Here is a 20899-nt window from a genome sequence, read left to right on the forward strand (position 1 = left end):
CAGGAGGTCTCGTCTTGCCGACCCCCGTCGTCGCCCTTGTCTCGGTCGTGCTCGCGCTCGTCGTCGCCGCATCGGTAGCGTATGCGGCTCGCGCCCTGTGGCGCCGCCAGGTGCGGCGCTACCTCATCGGACTCGTCGGAAGCCGCGAGGACGTCCGGTCGCAGGCGCGTGCGCTCGAGAGCGTCGTCGAGATCCTCGCTGGGGCGGGGGACTCGACACTCGTCGCGTTCGCGCAGAACCCCAGGACCGAGGAGCGCCGGACTCTGGCCGACATCGCGCAGAGGATGACGATCACGGCGGAGGAGCTGCGCACGGCCGCGCTTCCGAAGCGCTTGTGGACCGCAGCGAACCTTCTGGAGGCCGCGGCGCGTGCCGTGGCGGGGGAGGCCGGGAAGGCGGGGGATGCTCCCACACCGTCCGCAGCCCTTGATGCTCTTGCCGCGGTGGATCTCACGGCTCCCGAGGGTGTCGCGCTGAGAGCGAGCGAGGAACTGCACCGCCTGTGTGTCGAATACGGTGTCGAGGATCCCGCGGTGTACGGGGGCGGACTCTACATCTGAACGGGCCGGTGCCTGCAGCCCTGGCCACGAGTGTGATAGATTCCCAGGTGACGGCGGCACGCAGCGGCCGCGCACACATGAGGAGGACCGGGCTTGGATCCGCCGCTCACACCATCCACGACGGTCCCACGCAGTGCGGTCCTGGCTCTTGCGAAGCGTGTCGCCGCGCTCGCGGTCCTTCTGCTGGTGTTGACGCTCACAGTGTCGGCGCTCAAAGGCTATCGCTCCGCGGCCAAAGCGGCGCGTTCTCGCGAGCGTTCTGTGGCCGCGTCAGTCACTCCGAACGCCGTCCCGAACGGGAACTCGCCGACGGCCAAGCCGCCCGCGGTCGAGCCGACGTCCTCGGCGTCGACCGAGACGAGCCCCGCAGCCGATACCGCGGTCGTCGTGATCGGTGGTCTGAACTTCCGCAAGGCGCCCGAGCGCGGTTCGGTCATCATCCGGCCGCTCCTGCTCGACGAACGCCTCGAGATCGTGGGACGCTCGGATGGATGGCTGAGGGTCCGTGACACGACCGGACTCGTCGGCTGGGTCACCTCGAGCGAGCGATACATCCGCGTAGAGCCCGGCGGACGCTAGGGATGGGCGTGGAGGATCGGCCGGTGATAGGCGATGCGGCGGAGTTCTATCGAGTGCGGGTAGTGCGCCTCGACGAGCAGGACGAACCCGATCTCGAATGGCGGGACGACATCCTGTACCGCACGCCGCCGCACCAGGAGCCGCACGAGGTCGAGACATACCGGGTGGAAGCCGTCCGGCTCGACGACGACACCGCGGTGACGGACTTAGCACGATTCCCGGATGCCGAGAGCGCCCGGGCATTCGTCGAGCGTCTTGAGATGGATCTTTCCGAGATGACCAAGTCCGGATTCGAAGCGCGTCACTTCCCGGCCCCGGAAAGCGGTCTCTAGGCCCGGAGGGTCGGTCTCTCCCAACGTGGTACCCATCGGACACACGGGGACGGGTACTGCGATTGGTACCTGACATAAGATACATTATCGGGCGTAAGGGTGTGAGTGTGAGGGCGGTCTCAGGCAGGGAAAGCCCGGCCCCAGACCGCGGTTATCCGCAGCCCGGGGCCGCCGTTCATCGCGAAGTCGGGTACCTCAGCCTCTGCGGCCCGACGTTGCGCCGTTCGTGGTGCGCTCGTCAGCCGACGAGCTTCGTGATCGCGCCCTGCAGGAATGCGACGAGGAAGGCCGCGCTCACGGTCCGCCTTCTCGGAGAGCCTCGGGTCCGTCGCGCCCCGTTGTCCAGACGGAACCGAGGTAGCGCGCCGGTCCGGAGAAGCCTGCCTCGAATGCTTCGAGCAGCGCCGCGCCTATCGGCGGGCGCAGGTCGAAGCATTCGAGCGAGTAGGGATCGACGAGATCGACGGCCTCGACGACGGGATCGGCCGGCGAGGAGGTGATGTCTCCCCCGGTCATGCTGCAGGCGAAGGTGAGGTTGACGATGTGGCGCGAGCGGTCGGGAAAGATGGTGTCGTTCACGATAAGCGGTGCGCCGACCGTGCACTCGAGACCCGTCTCTTCGCGCACCTCGCGCTCGAGAGTCTCGGCGAGTGTCTCGCCGAGCTCGACGCCACCGCCGGGAAGGAGATGGTACGCCGCTCCATCGCGACCCCTGTGGCGCACGAGAACGAAGCGTCCGCCGATGAGGATGGCCGCTGCGACGCGCACCCGTGGGGCGTCAGATGCCCGTGCTGCCAAAACCCCGCTCCCCCCGTGCGGTGGCGTCGAGCTCGAGCACCTCGGCGACATCGACACGCGCGACCGGCTGGATGACGAGCTGCGCGACCTTGTCTCCTCGCTGGATGACTATCGGTGTGTGGGGGTCGAGGTTGACCGCTATGGCTTTGATCTCGCCGCGGTAGTGGCTGTCGATGAGTCCGGGGGTGTTGACGAGGCTCAGGCCATGCTTGACCGCGAGCCCGCTGCGGGGCTGCACGAAGCCGGCATATCCCTCGGGGATCGCCAGTGCGATGCCTGTCGGCACGAGAACCCGTTCGAAGGGGGCGATCGTCACGTCTTCGGCGGAATGGAGGTCGAGGCCGGCGTCTCCGTCGTGGGCGTACGAAGGCAGAGGCAGTCCCGGGTCGAGCCGAAGTACCTCGAGTCGCAAGTCAGGCTCCTCTCAGCACGGTGGGGACGTGGACCGCGCATGCGCGTACGGCTTCGCGCAGGTCGTACGGGTGATATGGGCGAACGCGCGCCGCGGCCGGCTCGAGAGTGACGTCCGGACGGAACTGCTGGACGGCGTAGCGCCTTGCGCCGCGCAGACTCGCAGCGATGTCCGCGAGATCGTCCAGCGCGACCGCAGGCGGGAACGCCGTGGTGCGGAACTCGTGCGCGACACCGCTCGCGAGGATCGTCTCGACGCTGTCGGTCACGTCTGCGGCGGCGGTAGGCGACCCGGTCAGCGCGGAGTAGCGGCACGGGATGGTCTTCACATCGAGGGCGACGTATGCGACGAGACCCTCGGCGAACACGTGTCGCAGCACGTCGGGCCTTGAGCCGTTCGTGTCGAGCTTGACCTTGACGCCTAGATCGGCGAGAGCCGCGAGCAAGGCGATGAGATCGGGATCGTCACAGGGCTCGCCCCCCGTCACGACGACTCCGTCGAGCCACCGGCGCTTCTCTTGGACGTGCGCGGCGAAGGACCGCCAGGCGCCGTTGGATGCGTGCGATGACAGGAGCGCGGGATTGTGGCAGTACGGGCAGCGATACGGGCATCCCGCGAGGAAGATGGTCGATGTGAGATGACCTTCCCAGTCGAGCATCCCCGAGGGTTGCCACCCCGCAAGACGCGCGGTCGGCGCGGCCGCTATCCCGGTGCCGTCCCTTTCCGCGATCGGTCCCACGGTCCTCCTCCCCTACCTCAGTGCGCGACGAGTTCTTTGAGGCGTCCGCGGTCAGGCACCTCTCCGCGCCACGAAGCGACCTCGCGTCCCTGCATGTCGACGACGAGCACGGAGGGCGTGGCGAGCACTCCGTAGAACGAAGCTTCGGCTAGACCGTCCATCTCCCCGACGTCGAACACCTCGACCCCGTCGATGCCCGCGCACGCCATCTTGGCCGCGGGGCAGCGTGGGCAGTCCTCTTTGACGAACAGCTTGACGTTCACGTCGCTCCCCTTTTCCTTCGCAGGCCTCGTCAGGACGCCAAGACATAGCCGAGATCCGTCCGGACCCGGTCGTACAGCTCGCCTACCTTGCTGTGGTTCCACGTCTGCACCTTGCTGAAGTACCCGACGATCCGCGTCACGCCGTAGACGTCCAGCGAGCCGCACAGCGGGCACTGCGCCTTGAGTCCGCGGGACGTGCGATGACACGATTCACAGACGGTGAACTCGGGGCTGAAGGCTATCTGCGAGCATTGGGTGTTGCGGAAGGTCTTCTCGACGAAGCTCCGGATGGCCCGGGGATCGGGCTCGTGCTCGCCGAGCCATACGTGGACTATCGCACCCGCCTCGATGAGCGGATGGAAGAGCGACTGGCGCTCGACACGCTCGATGTAGTCGACGGGCGCGTCAGCCGCCAGGTGCACGGAGTTCGTGTAGTAGAAATCGCCCGAGGTGAGGTTCCCCTTCACCACACTGGCCGTTTGAACCGGCCAGTACTTCATGTCGAGCTTGGCGAGTCGGTAGCCGGCCGATTCCGCGGGACTCTCCTCGAGCACGAGGTGGATCCCGTAGCGCTCCGAGAGCTCGCGGCACTTCAGGCTCATGGCCGAGACGACCTTGAGCCCGAAGCGCAGTGCCTCGTCCGATTCATGCAGTTGTTCGCCTCGGTGAGCCTGGACCATCTCGTTCAGGCCGATGAGTCCCGCGAGATAGGTCAGCTTCTCCATGCGCAGGTAAGGCGTGCCGTCGAGGTTCTGCGTCAGGAGTCCGAGCGGGCCCGCGGGGCCGAGTGCGACGAGCTCCTCGATGAACGCGCGCTTCTGGACGTGCGCCTTGGCGACGAGCTCCAAGGTGCGATTGATCTCCATGAAGAGCGTCTGGTCGTTTCCTCGGGCCTTGAACGCGATCCGCGGCAGGTTGACCGTCACGTTCTGGAGCGCCGAGAAGCGCATGACCTCAGGCGTCTTCGTCTGGTCTATCTGCTCCTGGCTCAGCTTCAACTTGAGCCTGCAGCATTGCGAGACGGTCACCTCGTCGCCGCGATCGAAGACGAAGTACGTGATCCCCTGCTTGCTCGCGACCTCGCAGGCCATGTCGAGGAACTCCTCGTGCCCGGGGGTGCGGAAGAAGTCCTCGCTGATGTGCAGGAGCGGCTTCGGGAAGACGAACGTCTTGCCCGACGCGTCCCCGCCGCGGTAGATGCGGAACATCGAACGCAGGAAGGCCTGTGCTTCGCGCTCGTATTCGCGGTACGTCTTGCCGGTGTAGACGCCGCCCGGCCCGATGGCGGGGGTGTCGGCGAAATGCTTGGGGATGTTGAAGTAGAGGTTGAAGTCCGTGAAGACCACTTGGCTGCCGCGAGCGCCGGCGAGCTGGTTGAACTCGAAGATGAGCATCTGCGCCAGCTGATCGAGCTGTTCGTCGGTCTTCCCCACGAGGTAGGGCGCGAAGAAGATGTTGACCGCTTCCCAGCCGACCGCACCCGCATAGTGCGCCTGCAGCGCGGACGCCATCTTGACCATGTGGCCGATGAGGACCTCGGGGTGCTTCGCGGGCTTGGAGATCGAGGTGATGTTGGGCAGATTCAGCCCGAACTTCTTGATGTACTCGAGACTGTGGCCGCCGCAATACGGTCTGATGATGAATCCGAGGTCGTGGAGGTGCATGTCTCCGACGTAGTGCGCCTCCGCGACGTCCTCCGTGAACACCCTGCGGAGCGCGAACTCCTTGAGGATCGTCTCGGCCAAAGTGAGGTTGATCGACTCGGGGTTGTGCGTAGTGTTGGAGTTCTCCTTGTTCGCGTTGCCGATGATCTGTTCGACATCCCACATCGGCAAGCCGAGATGAGAGTGCTTGCGGTGCGCGAGGGTCATCCCACGGTCGAGCAACTCGAGGTCGACCATCTCCCTGATGATGGCTGTGGTGACCGTCATGAGGTTGCTCCGGTCGATGCGGTCCTCGACCGCGTGGGCGATCTCCTCAGCGGTCGACGGATCGATGCCGGTCTCCTTGACGAGCGAGCCGGATATCTTGCGCCGGTCCCACGGGTCTATCTCTTGGCGGGACGTCGTCGAGACGAGTAGCGCGATATCGGTGCTATCCGCATGATGCGGAGCGGCCGCCTGCTTGATGACGTTCACGACCCGCTCCATGACCATGTCCGGATCCGGTCCCCTCTCCTGTGAGATGCCGCGTGCCGGGCTTCCCTACTTGAGCGCCTTCAACTCCGATGTGAACTCGTCCAGGTCCTGGAAGGACTTGTAGACAGACGCGAAACGCACGTACGCCACCTTGTCGAGGTCCCTGAGGCGCGTCAGCACCATGTCACCGAGCACCTTGGTCTCGATCTCGTATCTGAACGAGTTGTGCAACTCGGCCTCGATGTCGTCGAGCAGGGCTTCGAGCTGCTCCAGGGAGATGTCGCGCTTCGCGCAAGCGGTCATCAGTCCCGCGATCAGCTTGTTGCGGTCGAAGGGCTCGCGGCTGGTGTCCTTCTTGATCACCATGAGCGGCGATTCCTCGCGCCTCTCGTAGGTCGTGAATCGCTGAGTGCACTCCAGGCACTCACGGCGTCTGCGTATCGCGTCCTGCGATTCGCGAGAGTCGACTACCTTGGTCTCCCCGTGAGCGCAGAACGGGCACCGCACGACCTTCACCCCCACATCTAGGCCCTCCCAGGAGCCTAGCACACAAGATATAGGGGTTGCCAGGAACCGTCCGCCGAATCCGACGAACGGGCGTGTGCGGCGTGCGGACGGCGGCCAGGCCTCAGGGGCCGGCGCTCAGCGCTGCGCGACGGCGGCGACCGTCTCTCCCGCCGGCACGCGGAGTACCGTGCCGACGTGCAGGGTGGCGTCGCTCAAGCCGTTGAGCGATCGGATCGCGTCGACGGTCTCGGCGGTGGTCCGGCCTGGGCACGGATGGCTCACCGCGATCGCCCAGAGTGACTCATGCGGCCGTACGAGGACCGTCGTGGTGCCGGACGGTCCCTGGGGCGCGCGAAGGTTCGGTGCCAGCGCCGCCGTCAGGACGAGCAGGCATACGGCTGCGAGTATCGTGCCCTCCGCGACCGTGACATGTCGCGACGCTCGCGTCGCGTGTGCCCGGGCGCACGTGCGTCCGTGGATGGATGTCAGGCTCGTGGTGTTCATCCGGATCTCCTCTCACAAGGCCCGGAACACGGGCCGGTCACTCTCGGGCACAGCCTATAGCGCAGGTCTGACACGTCGAGGTGACACCGAACACACGTTCTCCTAACGACATCATACCAAACACACGTTCGCATGCAAGAGCGAGAAGCGAACGGGTGTTTGCGCGCCGGGGATCGCTGATATACACTTGCCGCGAACCTACGTTCGGGCGTCATCGCGCCGGGCGCCCGTCAGCCCTCGGCCCAGGAGGTGCACCGTGACATACCAGCGCGAGCTCACGCCCCGCCAGCGCCAGATCCTCGATTTCATCCGCGCTGAGGTCCACCGTCGCGGCTTCCCGCCGGCGGTTCGAGAGATCGGAGAGGCGGTCGGCCTCTCGTCGTCATCGACGGTCCACTCCCACCTCGCCGCCCTGGAGGCGAAGGGGTTCCTGAGGCGCGATCCCAGCAAGCCGCGCGCGCTCGAAGTGCTCGACTACCGCGACACTGACCGCGCCGTGGACTACTCGGCCGTGCGAGAGGTGCCGATCGTGGGGCAGGTGGCGGCAGGCATGCCGATACTCGCTGCGGAGAACCTCGAGGGCACGATGGCGTTGCCGGTCGACGTCGCCGGGGAGCAGACGTTCATCCTCAAGGTCCGCGGGGACAGCATGGTCGATGCCGGCATCCTCGACGGCGACCTCGTCGTCGTACGGCAGCAGGCGACCGCCGACAACGGCGATGTCGTCGTGGCGATGCTCGACGATTCCGCCACGGTGAAGAGGTTCTTCAAGGAGTCCGATCGCGTGCGGCTGCAGCCGGAGAATCGCACCATGGAGCCGATCTACGCCACCGATGTGAGCATCCTCGGGAAGGTCGTCTCGCTCTTCCGCCGCGTCGTGTGACGATCAGGGAGTCTCCGAAGGCCCGGTCTCGAAGGCCCGCAGTGTCTCGACGAGTTCCGATGGCGCGCGCACGGTGAGGAGGGTCCCCTCTTCGGTGTGCTCTTCGGCGACCACCTGGGCGCGCGCGTGAGCCATGCGGACTATGTCGCCGCGAGTGTATGGGACCATAAGGGTCAAGGTCGTCGAGCCCCGGGACGCTTCGCGCGCGATACGCTCCACGAGACGGTCCAGCCCGTCGCCTCCGGCGGCGGAGACGAACACCGCTCCGGGCGCGCGCTGAGCGAGTACCTCGATCTCGCCCGCCGGGAGCAGGTCGACCTTGTTGTGGACGAGCACCTGCGGCTTCGCGGCGGCGCCGATCTCTCCGAGCACTTCGAGGACGGCAGAGGTCTGCTCGCGCGCCAGGGCGTGCGACGCGTCCACCACGTGGAGGAGCAGGTCGGCCTCACGCACCTCGTCGAGTGTGGACTTGAACGCCTCCACGAGGCCGTGAGGCAGTTTGCGGATGAAGCCGACGGTGTCGGTGATGGTGACGGTGCGTCCCTCCGGCAGGTCGAGACGGCGGGTGGTCGAGTCGAGCGTGGCGAAGAGCATGTCCTCGACGAGCACCTCCGCGCCTGTCAGAGCGTTGAGAAGCGTCGACTTGCCGGCGTTCGTGTAGCCTACCAGCGCGATGCGGAAGACGCCCGAATCGGCCCTTCCCTTCCGCTGGAGCAGCCGGTTCGCGGCAACGTGCTTCAGTTCGCGCTTCAACTCCTGGACGCGCTTGCGCGCGATACGCCTGTCCGTCTCGAGTTGGGTCTCGCCTGGTCCCCGGGTACCGATGCCGAGCGCGCCGCCCGCGGCGGCCGCCGAACGCGCCAGGTGCCGCCACATTCCGCGAAGACGCGGGAGCAGGTACTCCATCTGCGCGAGCTCGACCTGAAGCTTACCCTCACGGCTCGTAGCGTGGAGCGCGAAGATGTCCAGGATGAGGGCGGTGCGATCGAGGATCTTGACCTTGGAGACGAGGTCCTCGATGTTCGCCTGCTGGGACGGCGTCAGGTCATCGTCGAAGACCACTAGCGTGGCATCGCGCTCGGCGATCATCTCGGCGAGTTCCTCGATCTTGCCCTTGCCGAGGAATGTCCGCGGGTGCGGGCGGTCGAGACGCTGCACGAGCGTTCCCACGACCTGTGCCCCTGCGGTGTTCGCGAGACGCGCGAGTTCCTCCATGCTGTCCTCGACGGGCACACTGCCGCCGCGGTCGGCGCCGACGAGCACCGCGCGATCGACGACCCGCGCCACGACCTCCTGCGTCTTGGTGTGGGTGCGGCTCACGTCGCCGGTGTCCCGCGCCTCAGAGCGAGCTCTCGATCCGCGCGATGGCCTCTTCGAGACGGTCGTCGGGCGTCGTCAACGAGATGCGGACGTATCCCTCGCCCGAAGGACCGTACGCGGAACCCGCCGGGACGATGACGTTCGCTGCGTCGAGGATGTGGTCGGCGAACGACGCGGACGAATAGCCCTCAGGCACCTTCGCCCAGATGTAGATGGTCGCCCGCGGCACGGCGGCCGAGATGCCGATCCTGCTCAGTGCGTCGATGACTAGGTCGCGTCTGCGCTGGTAAAGGGCGCACAGAGCGTCGATCTCCTCCTGCGGGCCCGCCATCGCCTCTATCGCGGCGTCCTGGACGGCCGTGAACACGCCGGAATCGATGTTCGACTTCACTATCCCCAGCGCCTTGATCGCCTGCGCGTCGCCGCATGCGAATGCGACGCGCCATCCGGTCATGTTGTACGCCTTCGAGCAGGAGAACAGCTCGATGGCCACTTCTTTCGCGCCCGGGCGCTCGAGCATGCTCGTCGGGCGGTATCCGTCGTATCCGATCTCGGAGTACGCGTTGTCGTGGATGAGCAGCAGGTCGTGCTCGCGCGCGAACGCGATGGCGCGATCGAAGTACTCCCCGTTCGCGATGGCGCTCGTCGGGTTGTTCGGGTAGCTGAGGAACATCATCTTCGCACGCGCCAGGACGTCGGGCGGCGTCGACTCGAAATCGGCGAGGAATCCGTTCTCGGCGGTCATCGGCATGAAATAGGACTCGCCGCCGACCAGGATGCCGCCGGTGTGATAGACGGGATAGCCCGCGCCCGGCACCAGCGTGACGTCCCCAGGGTCCACGAAAGCGGGGAAGACGTGCGCGATGCCTTCCTTGCTGCCGATCAGGGCGAGCGTCTCCGTGTCCGGATCGACTTCGACACCGAACCGGCGAAGCATCCACTGCGAGCATGCCTGACGGTAGGCGGGCGAGCCGGCGTAGCTCGGATAGCGGTGGTTCTTCGGCTCGCGCACCGCGCGGACCATCGTCTCGACGATGCGTTCCGGGGTCGGGCGGTCGGGATCGCCGATACCCAGCGAGATGACGTCGATGCCTTGCGCGCGCTTAAGGCCCGCCTTTCGGTCGATCTCGGCGAACAGGTACGGCGGCAGGCCGGCGATGCGTTTCGCGGTGCGCACGGTGCGTCGACTCCCCTCGTTGCTGGCGGATGCTGGTCTCGGCCGGACGGCCGATGGCGTACATGGTATCAGAGGGGGCGCGCGGTGGGGCGTCCTCTCGCCTACTCCTCCTCTACGGTCACCAAGCCCTCGAACACCGTGGTCGCGGGACCGGTCATGAGGACGTGGCCATCGTCTCCCCAGCGCACCACGAGGTCACCGCCGGGTAGCTCGATCGTCGCCTCGCGGCCTGTGAGGCCCGCCAGCGCCGCGGCCACGAGAGCGGCGCAGGCACCGGTACCGCAGGCCAGCGTCTCCCCCACCCCGCGCTCCCAGACGCGAAGTCTGATGCGGTCACTGGAGACCACGTGCGCGAACTCGACGTTCGTGCGCCGCGGGAACGCCGGGTCCGTCTCGACGACCGGTCCGACCGTCTCGACCGGCGCGGTGTCGACGTCGTCGACGAAGATGACTGCGTGGGGATTGCCCATCGAGACCGACGTCACGCGGGTCCCGGCGACATCGGACTCCAGCGGGTCGCCCGGGACCGGTTCGCCCATGTCGACCGTCGCAGCCGCGAACACGCCGGTCGGCTCGCGGACGATGCTCACGCTCCTGGGGCCGCCGAGCGTCTCGATAGTGAGGGTGTCGCGGCCCGCCGGCACGAGACCTTCGTCGGAGACGAACCTCGCGAAGCAGCGGATGCCGTTGCCGCAGGACTCGGGCTGCGTGCCGTCCGCGTTGAAGAAGACCCAGGAGAAATCGGCGTCCTCACCCGCGGCCGGTCTCACCAGGATGACGCCGTCGGCGCCGACCCCGAAGTTGCGGTCGCACAGCCAGACCGCGGCTTCGGGGTCGAGGTCGATCTCCGCTCGGAGGTCTTCGATGACGATGAAGTCGTTGCCGAGGCCGTGCATCTTCGTGAACCGGAGGTCCACTCTCCACCTTCTCTCGCATCGAAGCGACCGGATGCTAGAAGTCTACCAGCATGACAACGCGCTCGACCGCGGATACGGGTGACAGTCCCGTGACGTCGACCCAATCCACGCGCGGGTCGGCATGGAACCACGAGAGCTGTCGCTTCGCGTACCGGCGTGTGGACTGCTTGATCGTGTCGATCGCCGTGGGGAGGTCGGCGTTCTCCTCGAGCACGGGCACGATCTCCTTGTAGCCGATCGCTTTCGAGGCGGTGAGGGCCGTGCGGAATCCGCGATCGAGGAGCCCGCGCACCTCTTCGATCAGGCCCGACGATATCATCGCGTCCACACGCTCCCCGATCCTCTCGTACAGTTCGGGCCTGTCCATAGAGAGCCCCACGAAGACCGCGTCGTAGACGCTCTCGCGCCGCTGGAAGCCCGGGAGCCTCTGAGCGTAGGAGACGCCCTGTCCGGCCATCTCGAGGACGCGCACGATGCGTTTCACGTTGGCGGGATGGATGACGGCGGCCGATGCCGGGTCGATGGAAGCGAGGCGCGCGTGCAGTTCCTGGGGAGAGAGGTCCCGTGCGAGCGCATCGAGGTGCTCGCGTACCGCTGAGCGTACCTCGCCGTCGGGGAAACGCATGTCGTCGAGGGCCGCGCGCACGTAGAGGCCCGAGCCTCCGCACACGATCGGCACTCTGCCGCGCGCGATGATGCCGTCGATCGCCTCCCGCGCGTCGCGCTGGAACAGCGCCGCCGAGTAGGGCTCTCCCGGGTCGACGATGTCGAGGCAGTGATAGGGTGCGCGACGCTCGCCGACAGGCGGCTTGGCGGTCCCGATGTCCATGCCGCGGTACACCTGCATCGAGTCGGCGCTCACGATCTCGCCGTTCACGAGAGAGGCGATCTCCTCGGCGACCGCGGTCTTCCCCACGGCCGTGGGTCCGACGACGGCCACGATGCGGCCGAGACGCGAGTCAGAGGTAGCGGTCAACCTTGAACCTCTCGAGTCTGACGGGCTCGTCGGGGCCGATGCCGGCCTTGCGGCGCGCGATCTCGACCTGCTTCAGCGCCGTGTCGACGCCCTCGAGGTCGGGCAGGAGCAGGCCGCGGCGAAGATCCCGCGACACGATGACGCCGTAGGTGTGAGGGTCGAGCGCCTCCAGAGACTGGACGGGCTCCGCTTCGTGCAGAACGTCGACGCTGATGTCCAGGTCTGCGAGCTCGCGCTCGGTCAGCGGCGGGAAGCGCGGGTCCCGGGTGGCCGCCTGCACGGCGTTGTGCGCGATCTCGTCGGCGAGTGTCGGTTGCGTCGCGACGATCGTTCCGATGCAGCCGCGAAGCTCGCCGCCACGATGGAGGCTGACGAACGTGCCCGCCCTGCCGGAAAGGAGCGGATCGGAGCCGGGGTCGGCGATCGCGACGGATCCCGTGCGCACGTACGACTCGATCGTGCGGCGTGCGAGCGTGACCGGCGGACTCTCGTCGTCGCCGGGTGAGCCGCCCTTGAGGCCGGCATGCGGCGTGGCGCGCGATAGCGCCGTCAGGTATCCCACGCCCCACGGTCCCTCGTAGGCGAGCAAGCGCGTCTCGGCGTCCGTCCCCTCCAGGAAACCGCCCAGTGTCACGAAAGAACGCAACCCGCACTCGCCCGCCTCCTCCTGAAGGACGGGATCGGCCGAGACGAGGCCTCCTAGGTCGCCCTCGGCCACGCGCTCGACGAGCCACGCGTCGAACTCGGCGGCGCGTGGCGAGAATCCTCCAGGAGCCTCGCGGGTCAAGCGGTGCGAGCAGTCGCCGCTGGCGACGAAGGCGACGCGGCGGCCGATCGCCGACGCCGCTGCACGGACCGCTTGACCGAATGCCGCGTGCGTCGCGAGCGGCAAGAAGGACAGCGAGAGGACGAGGAGCGGGTAGCGGCCCTCGCGATCGAGGAAGCTCATCGGGACGAGCACACCGTGGTCGAGATCACCCGGACGCAGGGCGTTCGAGGCGTCTCGACCGAGCGCTGGGATGCCTGCCTCGTTGGCGGCGTCGAGCACGGCCGATGCGAGTGCTTCGTCGCCGGGCGTGTCGAGACGAACCTCCGGCGCGCCGAACATCGACAGGTCGCCGGAGAGACGCGTCGACGTCTCGACTGCGAAAGCGTCCCTCGCGACCGGCGCGTGCGGGGACATCACGATGACGGTCTCGGGCGCGAACTCGGAGAGCGCTTCGGCGGCGGCGCGCATCGCGCGTGCCGAATCGGCGGTCACGTGGGCACGCGTCCCGCCGACCTCGGGGACCATGATGGGCGGATGCGGGGCGATGACCCCGAGGACGTCCGTGGACAACTCCTACCCTCTCGTCGGGTCTGGATTACCATTCCACGAACCGGCATGCGCGTAAACCGGGCCTGCATCGCCGGTCCATCTCAAGTGTGCTCCTTGCCGAGAAGGAACCAGGTCTGCGCCTCGACGATGTCCACGCCGAGGAACGTTCCGGCGAGCTTGCGTGCGCGCGCTGGCGGGCATGGGACGTGGACGACCTTGTTGGAGCCGGTGCGGCCGACCAGCATGCCGCTGTCGCGTTTCGAGGGGCCCTCGACGAGGAGGGTCTCGCGCTTTCCCACGAGTGCGGCGTTGCGATCGAGCGCCGAGGTGTGGACCACTTCGACGAGCTGGTCGAACCGCTCCTGGGCGATGTGGCGAGGCACCTGTCCCGACATCGCGGCCGCCGGGGTGCCCTCACGCGGGGAGTAGATGAAAGTGAAGGTCTGGTCGAAGCCCACGGTTCTCACGAGGTCGAGGGTCGCGGCGAAGTCCTCGTCCGTCTCCGCCGGGAAGCCGACGATGATGTCGGTGGAGAGCGCGAGGTCGGGCATCGCGGCGCGCAGTCTCCCGACGAGCGCGAGATAGTCCGCAGCCGTGTACTTCCGGTTCATCGCCCCGAGAACGCGGTCCGAACCGGACTGGACGGGCAGGTGCAGGTACCGGCAGACCGCTGGGGTCTGGGCCATGGCCTCGATGGTCTGGTCGCACAGGTCCTTCGGGTGGCTCGTCGCAAAGCGGACACGAGGCACGCCGGAGGTGGAGACGGCGCGCAACATCTCGGCGAATCTCGGCTCGCCGTACCGGTCGCGTCCGTATGAATCGACGTTCTGCCCGAGGAGCGTGATCTCGAGGACGCCGTCGGAGACGAGCCACTCGACCTCCGACGTGACGTCTTCGAACACACGGCTGCGTTCGGGACCGCGCACGTACGGGACGACGCAGTACGAGCAGTGGTTGTCGCAGCCGACCGTGATGGGGACCCAAGCGTGCCTACGGTGGGCGCGACGCGTGGGAAGGTCGCTGGCGAAGCCGGCCGTGGAGTCAAGAGTCTCCACAGCCGGAGACCGGCGTTCCCTGGCGGTCTCGAGGAGCGCCGGGAGGTGTGCGATGTTGTGCGTCCCGAAGACGACGTCGACGTGCGGCAGATCGCGCAAGAGCCGCTCTCCGTCGCGCTGTCCGATGCAGCCGCCGACGGCGATCAGGACGTCGGGGCGCCCGCCGGTCTTGAGGCGCTTGAGCGAAGCCACCTGGCCTCGAAGCCGCTCGTCCGCTCGCTCCCGCACGCAGCAGGTGTTGAAGACGACGACGTCCGCGTCCTCGGGTCTCGAGACGGGAGAGAGGCCGTCGGCTTCGAGGAGGCCCGCGATACGCTCGGAGTCGTGTTTGTTCATCTGGCACCCGAAGGTGCGGACGAGGTAGGTGCGCACGGTGACCTCTCTACGCCGCTCGCGCCGCGGCGAGCAGCGGTTCGAGGAGACCGTCGGGTACGTCGCAGCATCCGAGGCCGGCGCCCGCGCCGGGCCCGTGGTAGTCGCTGCCGCCCGTCACGAGGAGACCGAGGCGCTGCGAGACGGAGAGCAGTCCCGCACGGGCTGCTGCGTCGTGTTCGGGGTGGTAGACCTCGATGCCGAGCAACCCTGCCTCGGCGAGGGACGGGAGAAGGTGCATGGCGCCGGTGACGGCGGCGTGTGCGATGACGGGGACACCTCCGGCGCCTAACACCAGAGAGATGACCTTGTCCGGTCCGGTGACGGGCTTCGCAACGTAGAACGGGCGTCCTCGACCGATCAGCTGCTCGAACGCATCACGAAGGGACCGGACGACACCTTGGTCGACGAGCGCGCGCGCGACGTGGCTGCGACCGACGCTGCCGCCCCGAGCGAGCAGGAGCACCTCGTCCATGGACACGTCGTGTCCGGCGTCGCGCAACGCACAGACCATCGAGCGGGCGCGCGTGAGGCGCGCGGCGCGAAGGTCGTCGAGACATGCGCGGAGGGTGGGGTCCGAAGGATCGACGCAGAACCCCAGGATATGCAGGTCGAGTCCACCGACAGCCGCGGAGAGCTCCACCGAGGGGACGACGCGGACGCCTAGAGCTCGGCCGGCGTCGAGCGCGGGACCGACCCCATCGACGGTGTCGTGGTCGCAGACGGCGATAGCACGCAGCCCGAGCGAAGCCGCGCTCGCGACGAGCTCCTCCGGAGTGAGGGCCCCATCGGATGCGGTGGTGTGGGTGTGGAGGTCGATGCTCACGGCCTGGAGGCCGCCGGCGTCAGGCCCGGCGGATGTCGCGCGGTTCGATGAGCAGGCGGATGGCTGTGCGTTCCTCGCCGTTGATCTCGATGTCGGCGAAGGCCGGGACGCAGGTGAGGTCCATGCCGGAAGGAGCGATGAAGCCGCGCGCGATGGCAACGGCCTTGACTGCCTGGTTGAGCGCGCCGGCGCCGACGGTCTGGACCTCGACGACGCCCTGCTCGCGGATCACGCCCGAGATGGCGCCCGCGACGGAGTTGGGGTTCGACTTGCTCGACACCTTGAGGACTTCGATCACTGGTACCTCCCAGGCTGCGTCTGTTCGAGGTCTGTGCTGCTGTCGCCGGGTCGAATGTCCGCCGGCGGGCTTCGATGATGTCGCCGCACGATTATAGCGGGTCTAGTCTTCCTTCTCCACCGTGAACGTCACCCTGAGGGTGTCGCGGCCTACCGTCACCCTCGGTGTCCCCTTGAGGTGCAGGTAGTAGCGCTCTGCAAGTGCGTCGAAGGCGTGCTCGAGGTCCTTGCGGAACGTGTCGAGGTCCGCATGGTGGATGCGCAGGCCTCGGCGGTCGCGGTAGAGGTCCACCGGCGCCGGCTCGGCCTGTTCCGGCGCCTCGGACGTGGCGACCACGGCGAGCACGGGCTCGAGGGAGGTCGTCTCCCCCGCCAGGATGCGGTGCGCCGTGCGTTCTGAGATCGGAAGACCGACGGCAGCCGCCGTGTCCACCAGGTCGGCGGCGTCGGCGCAGACCGCGGGCCGTTGCCAGACCGGCAGGGCCGCGGAATCGTCGCAGAAGAGGATCCGCGACGCATCGAGCATGGCGCGGGCTTGCTCGTGCAGCGTGGCAAGGACCTCGGTCGGCGTGCCGAGGAAGACGTCGACCTCGGGGTGCTCGCACGCGAACTCGACGACGCGCCGAACGATGTTGTGAGGACCCCGGCCGACGTGGTAGGCGCCGTCCTCTGCGCGCTCGACCGACGGCCACGAGGACTGATCGGCCCTCTCCGAGAGACGGCTGGTCTGGGCCCAGACGACGACCGAAGCCCCCTTGTGGACGTCGGAGGCCACGACGCGAGCCTCGTCAGCGTTCTCGCGGACGGAGTAGAGCGCCATGCCGCGCCCGTGGACGCCCCACCTGTCCATGACCATGGTCTCGAGCTTCGACGTCACGCGCGGCTCGAAGACCCGCTCGTGCATCGAGCTCGGGATCCCGACGCCGTCGTCGACCACCGTGATCCGGCGCACGTCGCCCTCGCGCACGCTCGCGATCCATATGCGCTGCGCGTGAGCGTCGCGAGCATTGCGCAAGAGCTCCACGACGACATCTTCGATGCCACGGATGTCGTGCTTCGCCTGCCGCCGCTCCGCTTCGCTGATGCGGAGCCGCACGTATCCGTCGCCGAGGCTCTCCTCGACCTTGAGATACGCGTCTCCGGACACTGCCGAGACGAACCCGATGAGGTCTTCGGAGTCGGTCATAGGATCGGTCCTGTCGCGGTGAGGCCCGCAGGCCTCACTTGGCGTAGTCGACCGCGCGGCTCTCGCGGATTATGAGCACCTTGATCTGGCCGGGGTAGTCCATGTCCTCTTCGATCCGCTTGGCGAGGTCGCGCGCCATCACGATCGCGTCGGCGTCGGAGATCTCGTCGGGCTTGACCATGACGCGTACCTCGCGTCCCGCCTGCATCGCGTAGCATTTCTCCACGCCCGTGAAGCCGTTCGCGATCTCCTCGAGCTTCTCGAGACGCTTGATGTAGCTCTCGAGCGTCTCCCGACGAGCGCCGGGCCGTGCCGCCGATATCGCGTCCGCGGCCTGGATGAGAACTGCTTCCACGCTAGCCGGTTCGATGTCGCCGTGATGGGCCTCGATGCAGTGCAGGACCTCCTTGGGCTCGCCGAAGCGGCGAGCGAGGTCCGCGCCGATGACGGCGTGCGGACCTTCGACCTCGTGGTCGATGGCCTTGCCGAGATCGTGGAGGAGGCCGGCGCGCTTCGCGAGTTTCGGGTCGATGCCGAGTTCGGAAGCCATGACGCCGGCGAGGTGCGACACCTCCAGCGCGTGCTTGAGGACGTTCTGGCCGTAGCTCGTGCGGTACTTGAGGCGGCCGAGTGTCCGGACGAGCTCCGCATGGAGACCATGAACGCCGGTCTCGAAGACGGCCTGCTCGCCGGCCTCGTGGACCTGCTGGTCGACAAGGGTCTCGGCCTTCTTGAACATCTCCTCGATGCGCGCCGGGTGGATACGCCCGTCGGCGATGAGTGTCTCGAGGGTGATGCGGCCCACCTCGCGACGGACCGGGTCGAACGAGGAGAGGACGACAGCCTCCGGTGTGTCGTCGATGATGAGGTTGATCCCGGTGAGCTGCTCGAAGGCGCGGATGTTGCGGCCCTCGCGCCCGATGATGCGGCCCTTCATGTCGTCGCTTGGGATGTGGACGACCGAGACGGTCGACTCCGCGGTGTGGTCCGCGGCGACGCGCTGGATGGCGATCCCGACGATGTTGCGGGCCTTCTTGTCGGCGTCCTCGCGGGCGCGCATCTCCGCCTCACGGATGAAGGATGCGGCGTCGTGGCTGACCTCTTCCTTGACGCGGGCAAGGAGAACGGCCTTCGCCTCGTCGCTCGTCATGCCGGCGAGGGTCTCCAGCCGGGACTTCTCCTCGGCGATGGCGTCCTCGAGTTCCTTCTCGCGCTTCTGGATCTGTCCTTGCGCGCTGGAGAGCTGGTGCTCCCGCTTGTCGAGGCCCTCCGCGCGTCGCTCTATCGACTCCTCACGCTGCAGGAGGCGGTTCTCGAGGGCGGTCAGCTCCTTGCGGCGTTCCTTGGCTTCGGTCTCAGCCTCCGCCCTCAACTGGAAGATCTGGTCCTTCGCCTCGACGAGGGACTCCTTCTTGAGCGTCTCGGCCTGTCTCGTGGCGTCCTCGACGATGCGCTCCGCGGACTCGTTCGCGCGGGTGACGCGGTTCGAGGCGAACCACTTCTGGAACAGGTATCCGAGGACCGCGCCAATGACGATGGCGATCATGATGTAGACGGGTGTCAACGCGCCCCTCCTTCCGGATCGGCACACAAATTCGGCACGGGGGCGTCGTCGGACCGGACGGGATGCGTCCTGGCCGTACCGTCGTTGCGGCTGTTCGCGCGGAACGGGAGCGCTTGCTGATATGCGAACAGGCCGGACGACGCGGCGCCCGGCAAGTGCGATGCGCTATGCATGAACAGGCGGAACCCGACCGTACTGCGGTCGAACGAGACCGCTACCGCGGTCGAACGAGCCCCACCCCTCACACGATCCGGATCCCGAAATGCTCGGTACCCCGGCTCGATCACATTTGCCGCGTCGATATTAGGATGCACGGGGCCGAACGTCAAGGTCAGGGGGGTCGTGCTCGTGTGAGGCCGATCGCCGTACGGTCGCGGATGGACGACGGGCGGTCAGTCCTCGGCGTCGCCGAGGACGCGTCTCGCGGCCGCGAACGCGTCGCGGACGGAGAAGCCTTTGCGCACGAGGGCCGCCGCAAGGTGTCTCGTGTCGCGACCGCGGCCGGCACGTACCAGCGTCGCTGCGAGAGAGTCCGCGCGAGCCGCCTCGGACTCCTCGGGGCATGCCGCGTCGACGATCTCCCGGGCGAGTCCGTCGTCGACCCCCCGATGAGCCAGGTCGGCGGCGAGGCGGCGCCTGCCTAGGCCGCGATCGCGAGCGAGAGTGCGGGCGATCGATTCTCCCGTGCGCCGGTCGTCGAGGAGTCCCGAGGTCAGGAGATCGTCCACGACCATGCGGACGATCTCCTCGCAGTACCCGTCGTCCGCGAGCCGGGACCGGACTTCGGCGGCCGTGCGGTCCTTGAACGCGAGGAGTCGCAGGGCGCGTTCGTGCGCGCATGGCTGCTCCGCTTCGGCGATCTCTTCCGCCATGTCGCCGATGTCCCGATCGTCTCCGACCGCGAGGCCGACGGTGCGGACGACCTCTATCGGGGCCGAGCGCCAGGGCTCGCCGTCGATGAAGACGAGTCGCCTCTTCGAGCCGCGACCGGCCTGCCTCAGCTCCGTGATCCTGCCGCGGTCCACTCGGTCCGGCCTCTCAGGACGTTTCCGGTTCGGGAGCAGGCTCCTTCGGAGTCTTCTTCGCAGCCGCCTTCGCCTCGCCGCTGATCGGGAGGGGCAGACCGAGTCGCCCTCGGACTTCGGTCTCGATCGTGTCCCGGATGTCGACGTGCTCCTTGAGGAACTCCTTGGCCTGCTCGCGGCCCTGCCCGAGACGTTCTTCTCCGTACGTGTACCATGCGCCGGATTTGGCGACGACCCCCTCTTCGACGCCGAGGTCCAGGAGGCTCCCCTCCTTGCTGATGCCCTGGCCGTACATGATGTCGAACTCAGCCTGCTGGAACGGCGGCGCGACCTTGTTCTTCACGACCTTGGCGCGCACCCGGTTGCCGACGATGTCCGTGCCCTGCTTGATGGAGTCGATGCGGCGGATGTCGATCCTGATGCTCGCGTAGAACTTGAGCGCCCGGCCCCCGGAGGTGGTCTCGGGATTGCCGAACATCACTCCGACCTTCTCGCGCAACTGGTTGATGAAGATGCACGTCGTGTCGGACTTGGAGAGCGAGCCCGCGAGCTTGCGCATGGCCTGGCTCATGAGGCGAGCCTGGAGTCCGACCGTCACGTCGCCCATATCCCCTTCGAGCTCCGCACGAGGGACGAGTGCCGCCACCGAGTCGATCACGACGACGTCGAGCGCTCCGCTGCGGACGAGCATGTCGGTGATCTCGAGGGCCTGCTCGCCGGTGTCTGGCTGGGAGATGAGGAGATCGTCGATGTTGACGCCTAGCCGGTGGGCGTACGAGGGATCGAGGGCGTGCTCCGCGTCGATGAATGCGGCGACGCCTCCCCCGCGCTGGGCCTCCGCGACGATCTGAAGAGCGAGAGTGGTCTTGCCGCTCGACTCCGGACCGTAGATCTCGACGATGCGGCCGCGTGGCACGCCGCCGATGCCGAGGGCCGCGTCGAGCGCGAGCGCGCCGGTCGGGATCGCCTCCACCGACTGCGTGGCCGCGTGCTCGCCAAGGCGCATCAGCGACCCCTTTCCGAACTTGCGCTCGATCTGCTCCCGGGTGATGTCGAGCATCTTCTGCTGATCGGGTTCCATGTCCTGACCGCTCCTCCCTCATCACTGCGAGACCCTGGGGGCCTTCACGAAACTACACGAACATACGTTC

Annotated in this window: 23 protein-coding genes; 4 read left to right on the forward strand and 19 right to left on the reverse strand. The window is 67.4% G+C overall.

Annotation, left to right across the window (positions count from 1 at the left end; all coding sequences use genetic code 11):
• Positions 1–14: 14 nt before the first annotated feature.
• From WC971_01790 to WC971_01800, 3 genes are all read left to right on the forward strand, one after another.
• Positions 15–560, forward strand: a complete 546-nt coding sequence (locus WC971_01790; protein ID MFA5843545.1) for a hypothetical protein — start codon at positions 15–17, stop codon at positions 558–560.
• Positions 561–653: 93 nt separating this feature from the next.
• The gene (locus WC971_01795) at positions 654–1139 is read left to right on the forward strand and encodes an SH3 domain-containing protein (protein ID MFA5843546.1); all 486 of its coding nucleotides are present in this window, start codon (positions 654–656) and stop codon (positions 1137–1139) included.
• A 2-nt stretch (positions 1140–1141) separates the two neighbouring features.
• Positions 1142–1471, forward strand: coding sequence for a hypothetical protein (locus tag WC971_01800; protein MFA5843547.1), 330 nt, complete (start codon positions 1142–1144; stop codon positions 1469–1471).
• 294 nt (positions 1472–1765) lie between these two features.
• Here the strand turns inward: WC971_01800 and WC971_01805 are convergent, their stop codons facing one another.
• The 7 genes from WC971_01805 to WC971_01835 all read right to left on the reverse strand — a co-directional run bounded on the left by WC971_01805 (position 1766) and on the right by WC971_01835 (position 6832).
• Complete coding sequence (locus tag WC971_01805) at positions 1766–2239, reverse strand: NUDIX hydrolase (GenBank protein ID MFA5843548.1); 474 nt, start codon at positions 2237–2239, stop codon at positions 1766–1768.
• A 10-nt stretch (positions 2240–2249) separates the two neighbouring features.
• Complete coding sequence (gene dut, locus WC971_01810; protein MFA5843549.1) at positions 2250–2681, reverse strand: dUTP diphosphatase; 432 nt, start codon at positions 2679–2681, stop codon at positions 2250–2252.
• A 1-nt stretch (position 2682) separates the two neighbouring features.
• A complete protein-coding gene (locus WC971_01815; GenBank protein ID MFA5843550.1) occupies positions 2683–3420 on the reverse strand; it encodes an anaerobic ribonucleoside-triphosphate reductase activating protein in 738 nt (245 codons plus the stop codon).
• 17 nt (positions 3421–3437) lie between these two features.
• Complete coding sequence (locus WC971_01820; GenBank protein MFA5843551.1) at positions 3438–3683, reverse strand: thioredoxin family protein; 246 nt, start codon at positions 3681–3683, stop codon at positions 3438–3440.
• A 29-nt stretch (positions 3684–3712) separates the two neighbouring features.
• Positions 3713–5839, reverse strand: coding sequence for an anaerobic ribonucleoside-triphosphate reductase (gene nrdD / locus WC971_01825; protein MFA5843552.1), 2127 nt, complete (start codon positions 5837–5839; stop codon positions 3713–3715).
• Between the two features lie 48 nt (positions 5840–5887).
• The gene (gene nrdR, locus WC971_01830) at positions 5888–6328 is read right to left on the reverse strand and encodes a transcriptional regulator NrdR (GenBank protein MFA5843553.1); all 441 of its coding nucleotides are present in this window, start codon (positions 6326–6328) and stop codon (positions 5888–5890) included.
• Positions 6329–6463: 135 nt separating this feature from the next.
• Positions 6464–6832 (reverse strand): LysM peptidoglycan-binding domain-containing protein, encoded by a 369-nt coding sequence (locus tag WC971_01835; protein ID MFA5843554.1) that lies wholly within the window; start codon positions 6830–6832, stop codon positions 6464–6466.
• Positions 6833–7088: 256 nt separating this feature from the next.
• On the opposite strand from WC971_01835, the gene lexA reads away from it, so the two are divergent.
• On the forward strand, positions 7089–7715 hold the full coding sequence (gene lexA, locus WC971_01840) for a transcriptional repressor LexA (protein MFA5843555.1): 627 nt from the start codon (positions 7089–7091) through the stop codon (positions 7713–7715).
• Between the two features lie 3 nt (positions 7716–7718).
• Here lexA and hflX read toward each other — a convergent pair whose 3' ends face one another.
• From hflX to recA, 12 genes are all read right to left on the reverse strand, one after another.
• Positions 7719–9035 carry a GTPase HflX gene (gene hflX, locus WC971_01845; GenBank protein ID MFA5843556.1) on the reverse strand — a complete coding sequence of 439 codons (1317 nt, stop codon included), beginning with the start codon at positions 9033–9035 and terminating at the stop codon, positions 7719–7721.
• A gap of 19 nt (positions 9036–9054) precedes the next feature.
• Positions 9055–10212: an LL-diaminopimelate aminotransferase gene (locus WC971_01850; GenBank protein ID MFA5843557.1), complete on the reverse strand. Its 1158-nt coding sequence runs from the start codon at positions 10210–10212 to the stop codon at positions 9055–9057.
• Between the two features lie 101 nt (positions 10213–10313).
• Positions 10314–11129 carry a diaminopimelate epimerase gene (dapF, locus tag WC971_01855; protein ID MFA5843558.1) on the reverse strand — a complete coding sequence of 272 codons (816 nt, stop codon included), beginning with the start codon at positions 11127–11129 and terminating at the stop codon, positions 10314–10316.
• 34 nt (positions 11130–11163) lie between these two features.
• Positions 11164–12105, reverse strand: coding sequence for a tRNA (adenosine(37)-N6)-dimethylallyltransferase MiaA (miaA, locus tag WC971_01860; GenBank protein ID MFA5843559.1), 942 nt, complete (start codon positions 12103–12105; stop codon positions 11164–11166).
• Positions 12089–13444 (reverse strand): AmmeMemoRadiSam system protein A, encoded by a 1356-nt coding sequence (gene amrA, locus WC971_01865; protein ID MFA5843560.1) that lies wholly within the window; start codon positions 13442–13444, stop codon positions 12089–12091. Before amrA ends, miaA begins: the two co-directional genes overlap by 17 nt.
• Before the next feature lie 80 nt (positions 13445–13524).
• On the reverse strand, positions 13525–14850 hold the full coding sequence (gene miaB / locus WC971_01870) for a tRNA (N6-isopentenyl adenosine(37)-C2)-methylthiotransferase MiaB (GenBank protein ID MFA5843561.1): 1326 nt from the start codon (positions 14848–14850) through the stop codon (positions 13525–13527).
• 10 nt (positions 14851–14860) lie between these two features.
• On the reverse strand, positions 14861–15676 hold the full coding sequence (locus tag WC971_01875) for a PHP domain-containing protein (protein ID MFA5843562.1): 816 nt from the start codon (positions 15674–15676) through the stop codon (positions 14861–14863).
• Between the two features lie 19 nt (positions 15677–15695).
• Positions 15696–15971, reverse strand: a complete 276-nt coding sequence (locus tag WC971_01880; GenBank protein MFA5843563.1) for a stage V sporulation protein S — start codon at positions 15969–15971, stop codon at positions 15696–15698.
• A 105-nt stretch (positions 15972–16076) separates the two neighbouring features.
• Positions 16077–17159 (reverse strand): ATP-binding protein, encoded by a 1083-nt coding sequence (locus tag WC971_01885; protein ID MFA5843564.1) that lies wholly within the window; start codon positions 17157–17159, stop codon positions 16077–16079.
• Between the two features lie 34 nt (positions 17160–17193).
• The gene (rny, locus tag WC971_01890; GenBank protein MFA5843565.1) at positions 17194–18705 is read right to left on the reverse strand and encodes a ribonuclease Y; all 1512 of its coding nucleotides are present in this window, start codon (positions 18703–18705) and stop codon (positions 17194–17196) included.
• Between the two features lie 410 nt (positions 18706–19115).
• Positions 19116–19748, reverse strand: a complete 633-nt coding sequence (locus WC971_01895; GenBank protein MFA5843566.1) for a RecX family transcriptional regulator — start codon at positions 19746–19748, stop codon at positions 19116–19118.
• 13 nt (positions 19749–19761) lie between these two features.
• Positions 19762–20829, reverse strand: coding sequence for a recombinase RecA (recA, locus tag WC971_01900; GenBank protein ID MFA5843567.1), 1068 nt, complete (start codon positions 20827–20829; stop codon positions 19762–19764).
• Between the last annotated feature and the right edge of the window lie 70 nt (positions 20830–20899).

This window comes from Coriobacteriia bacterium, from assembly GCA_041658765.1.
In the GTDB taxonomy this organism is placed as follows: Bacteria; Actinomycetota; Coriobacteriia; order Anaerosomatales; family JBAZZO01; genus JBAZZO01.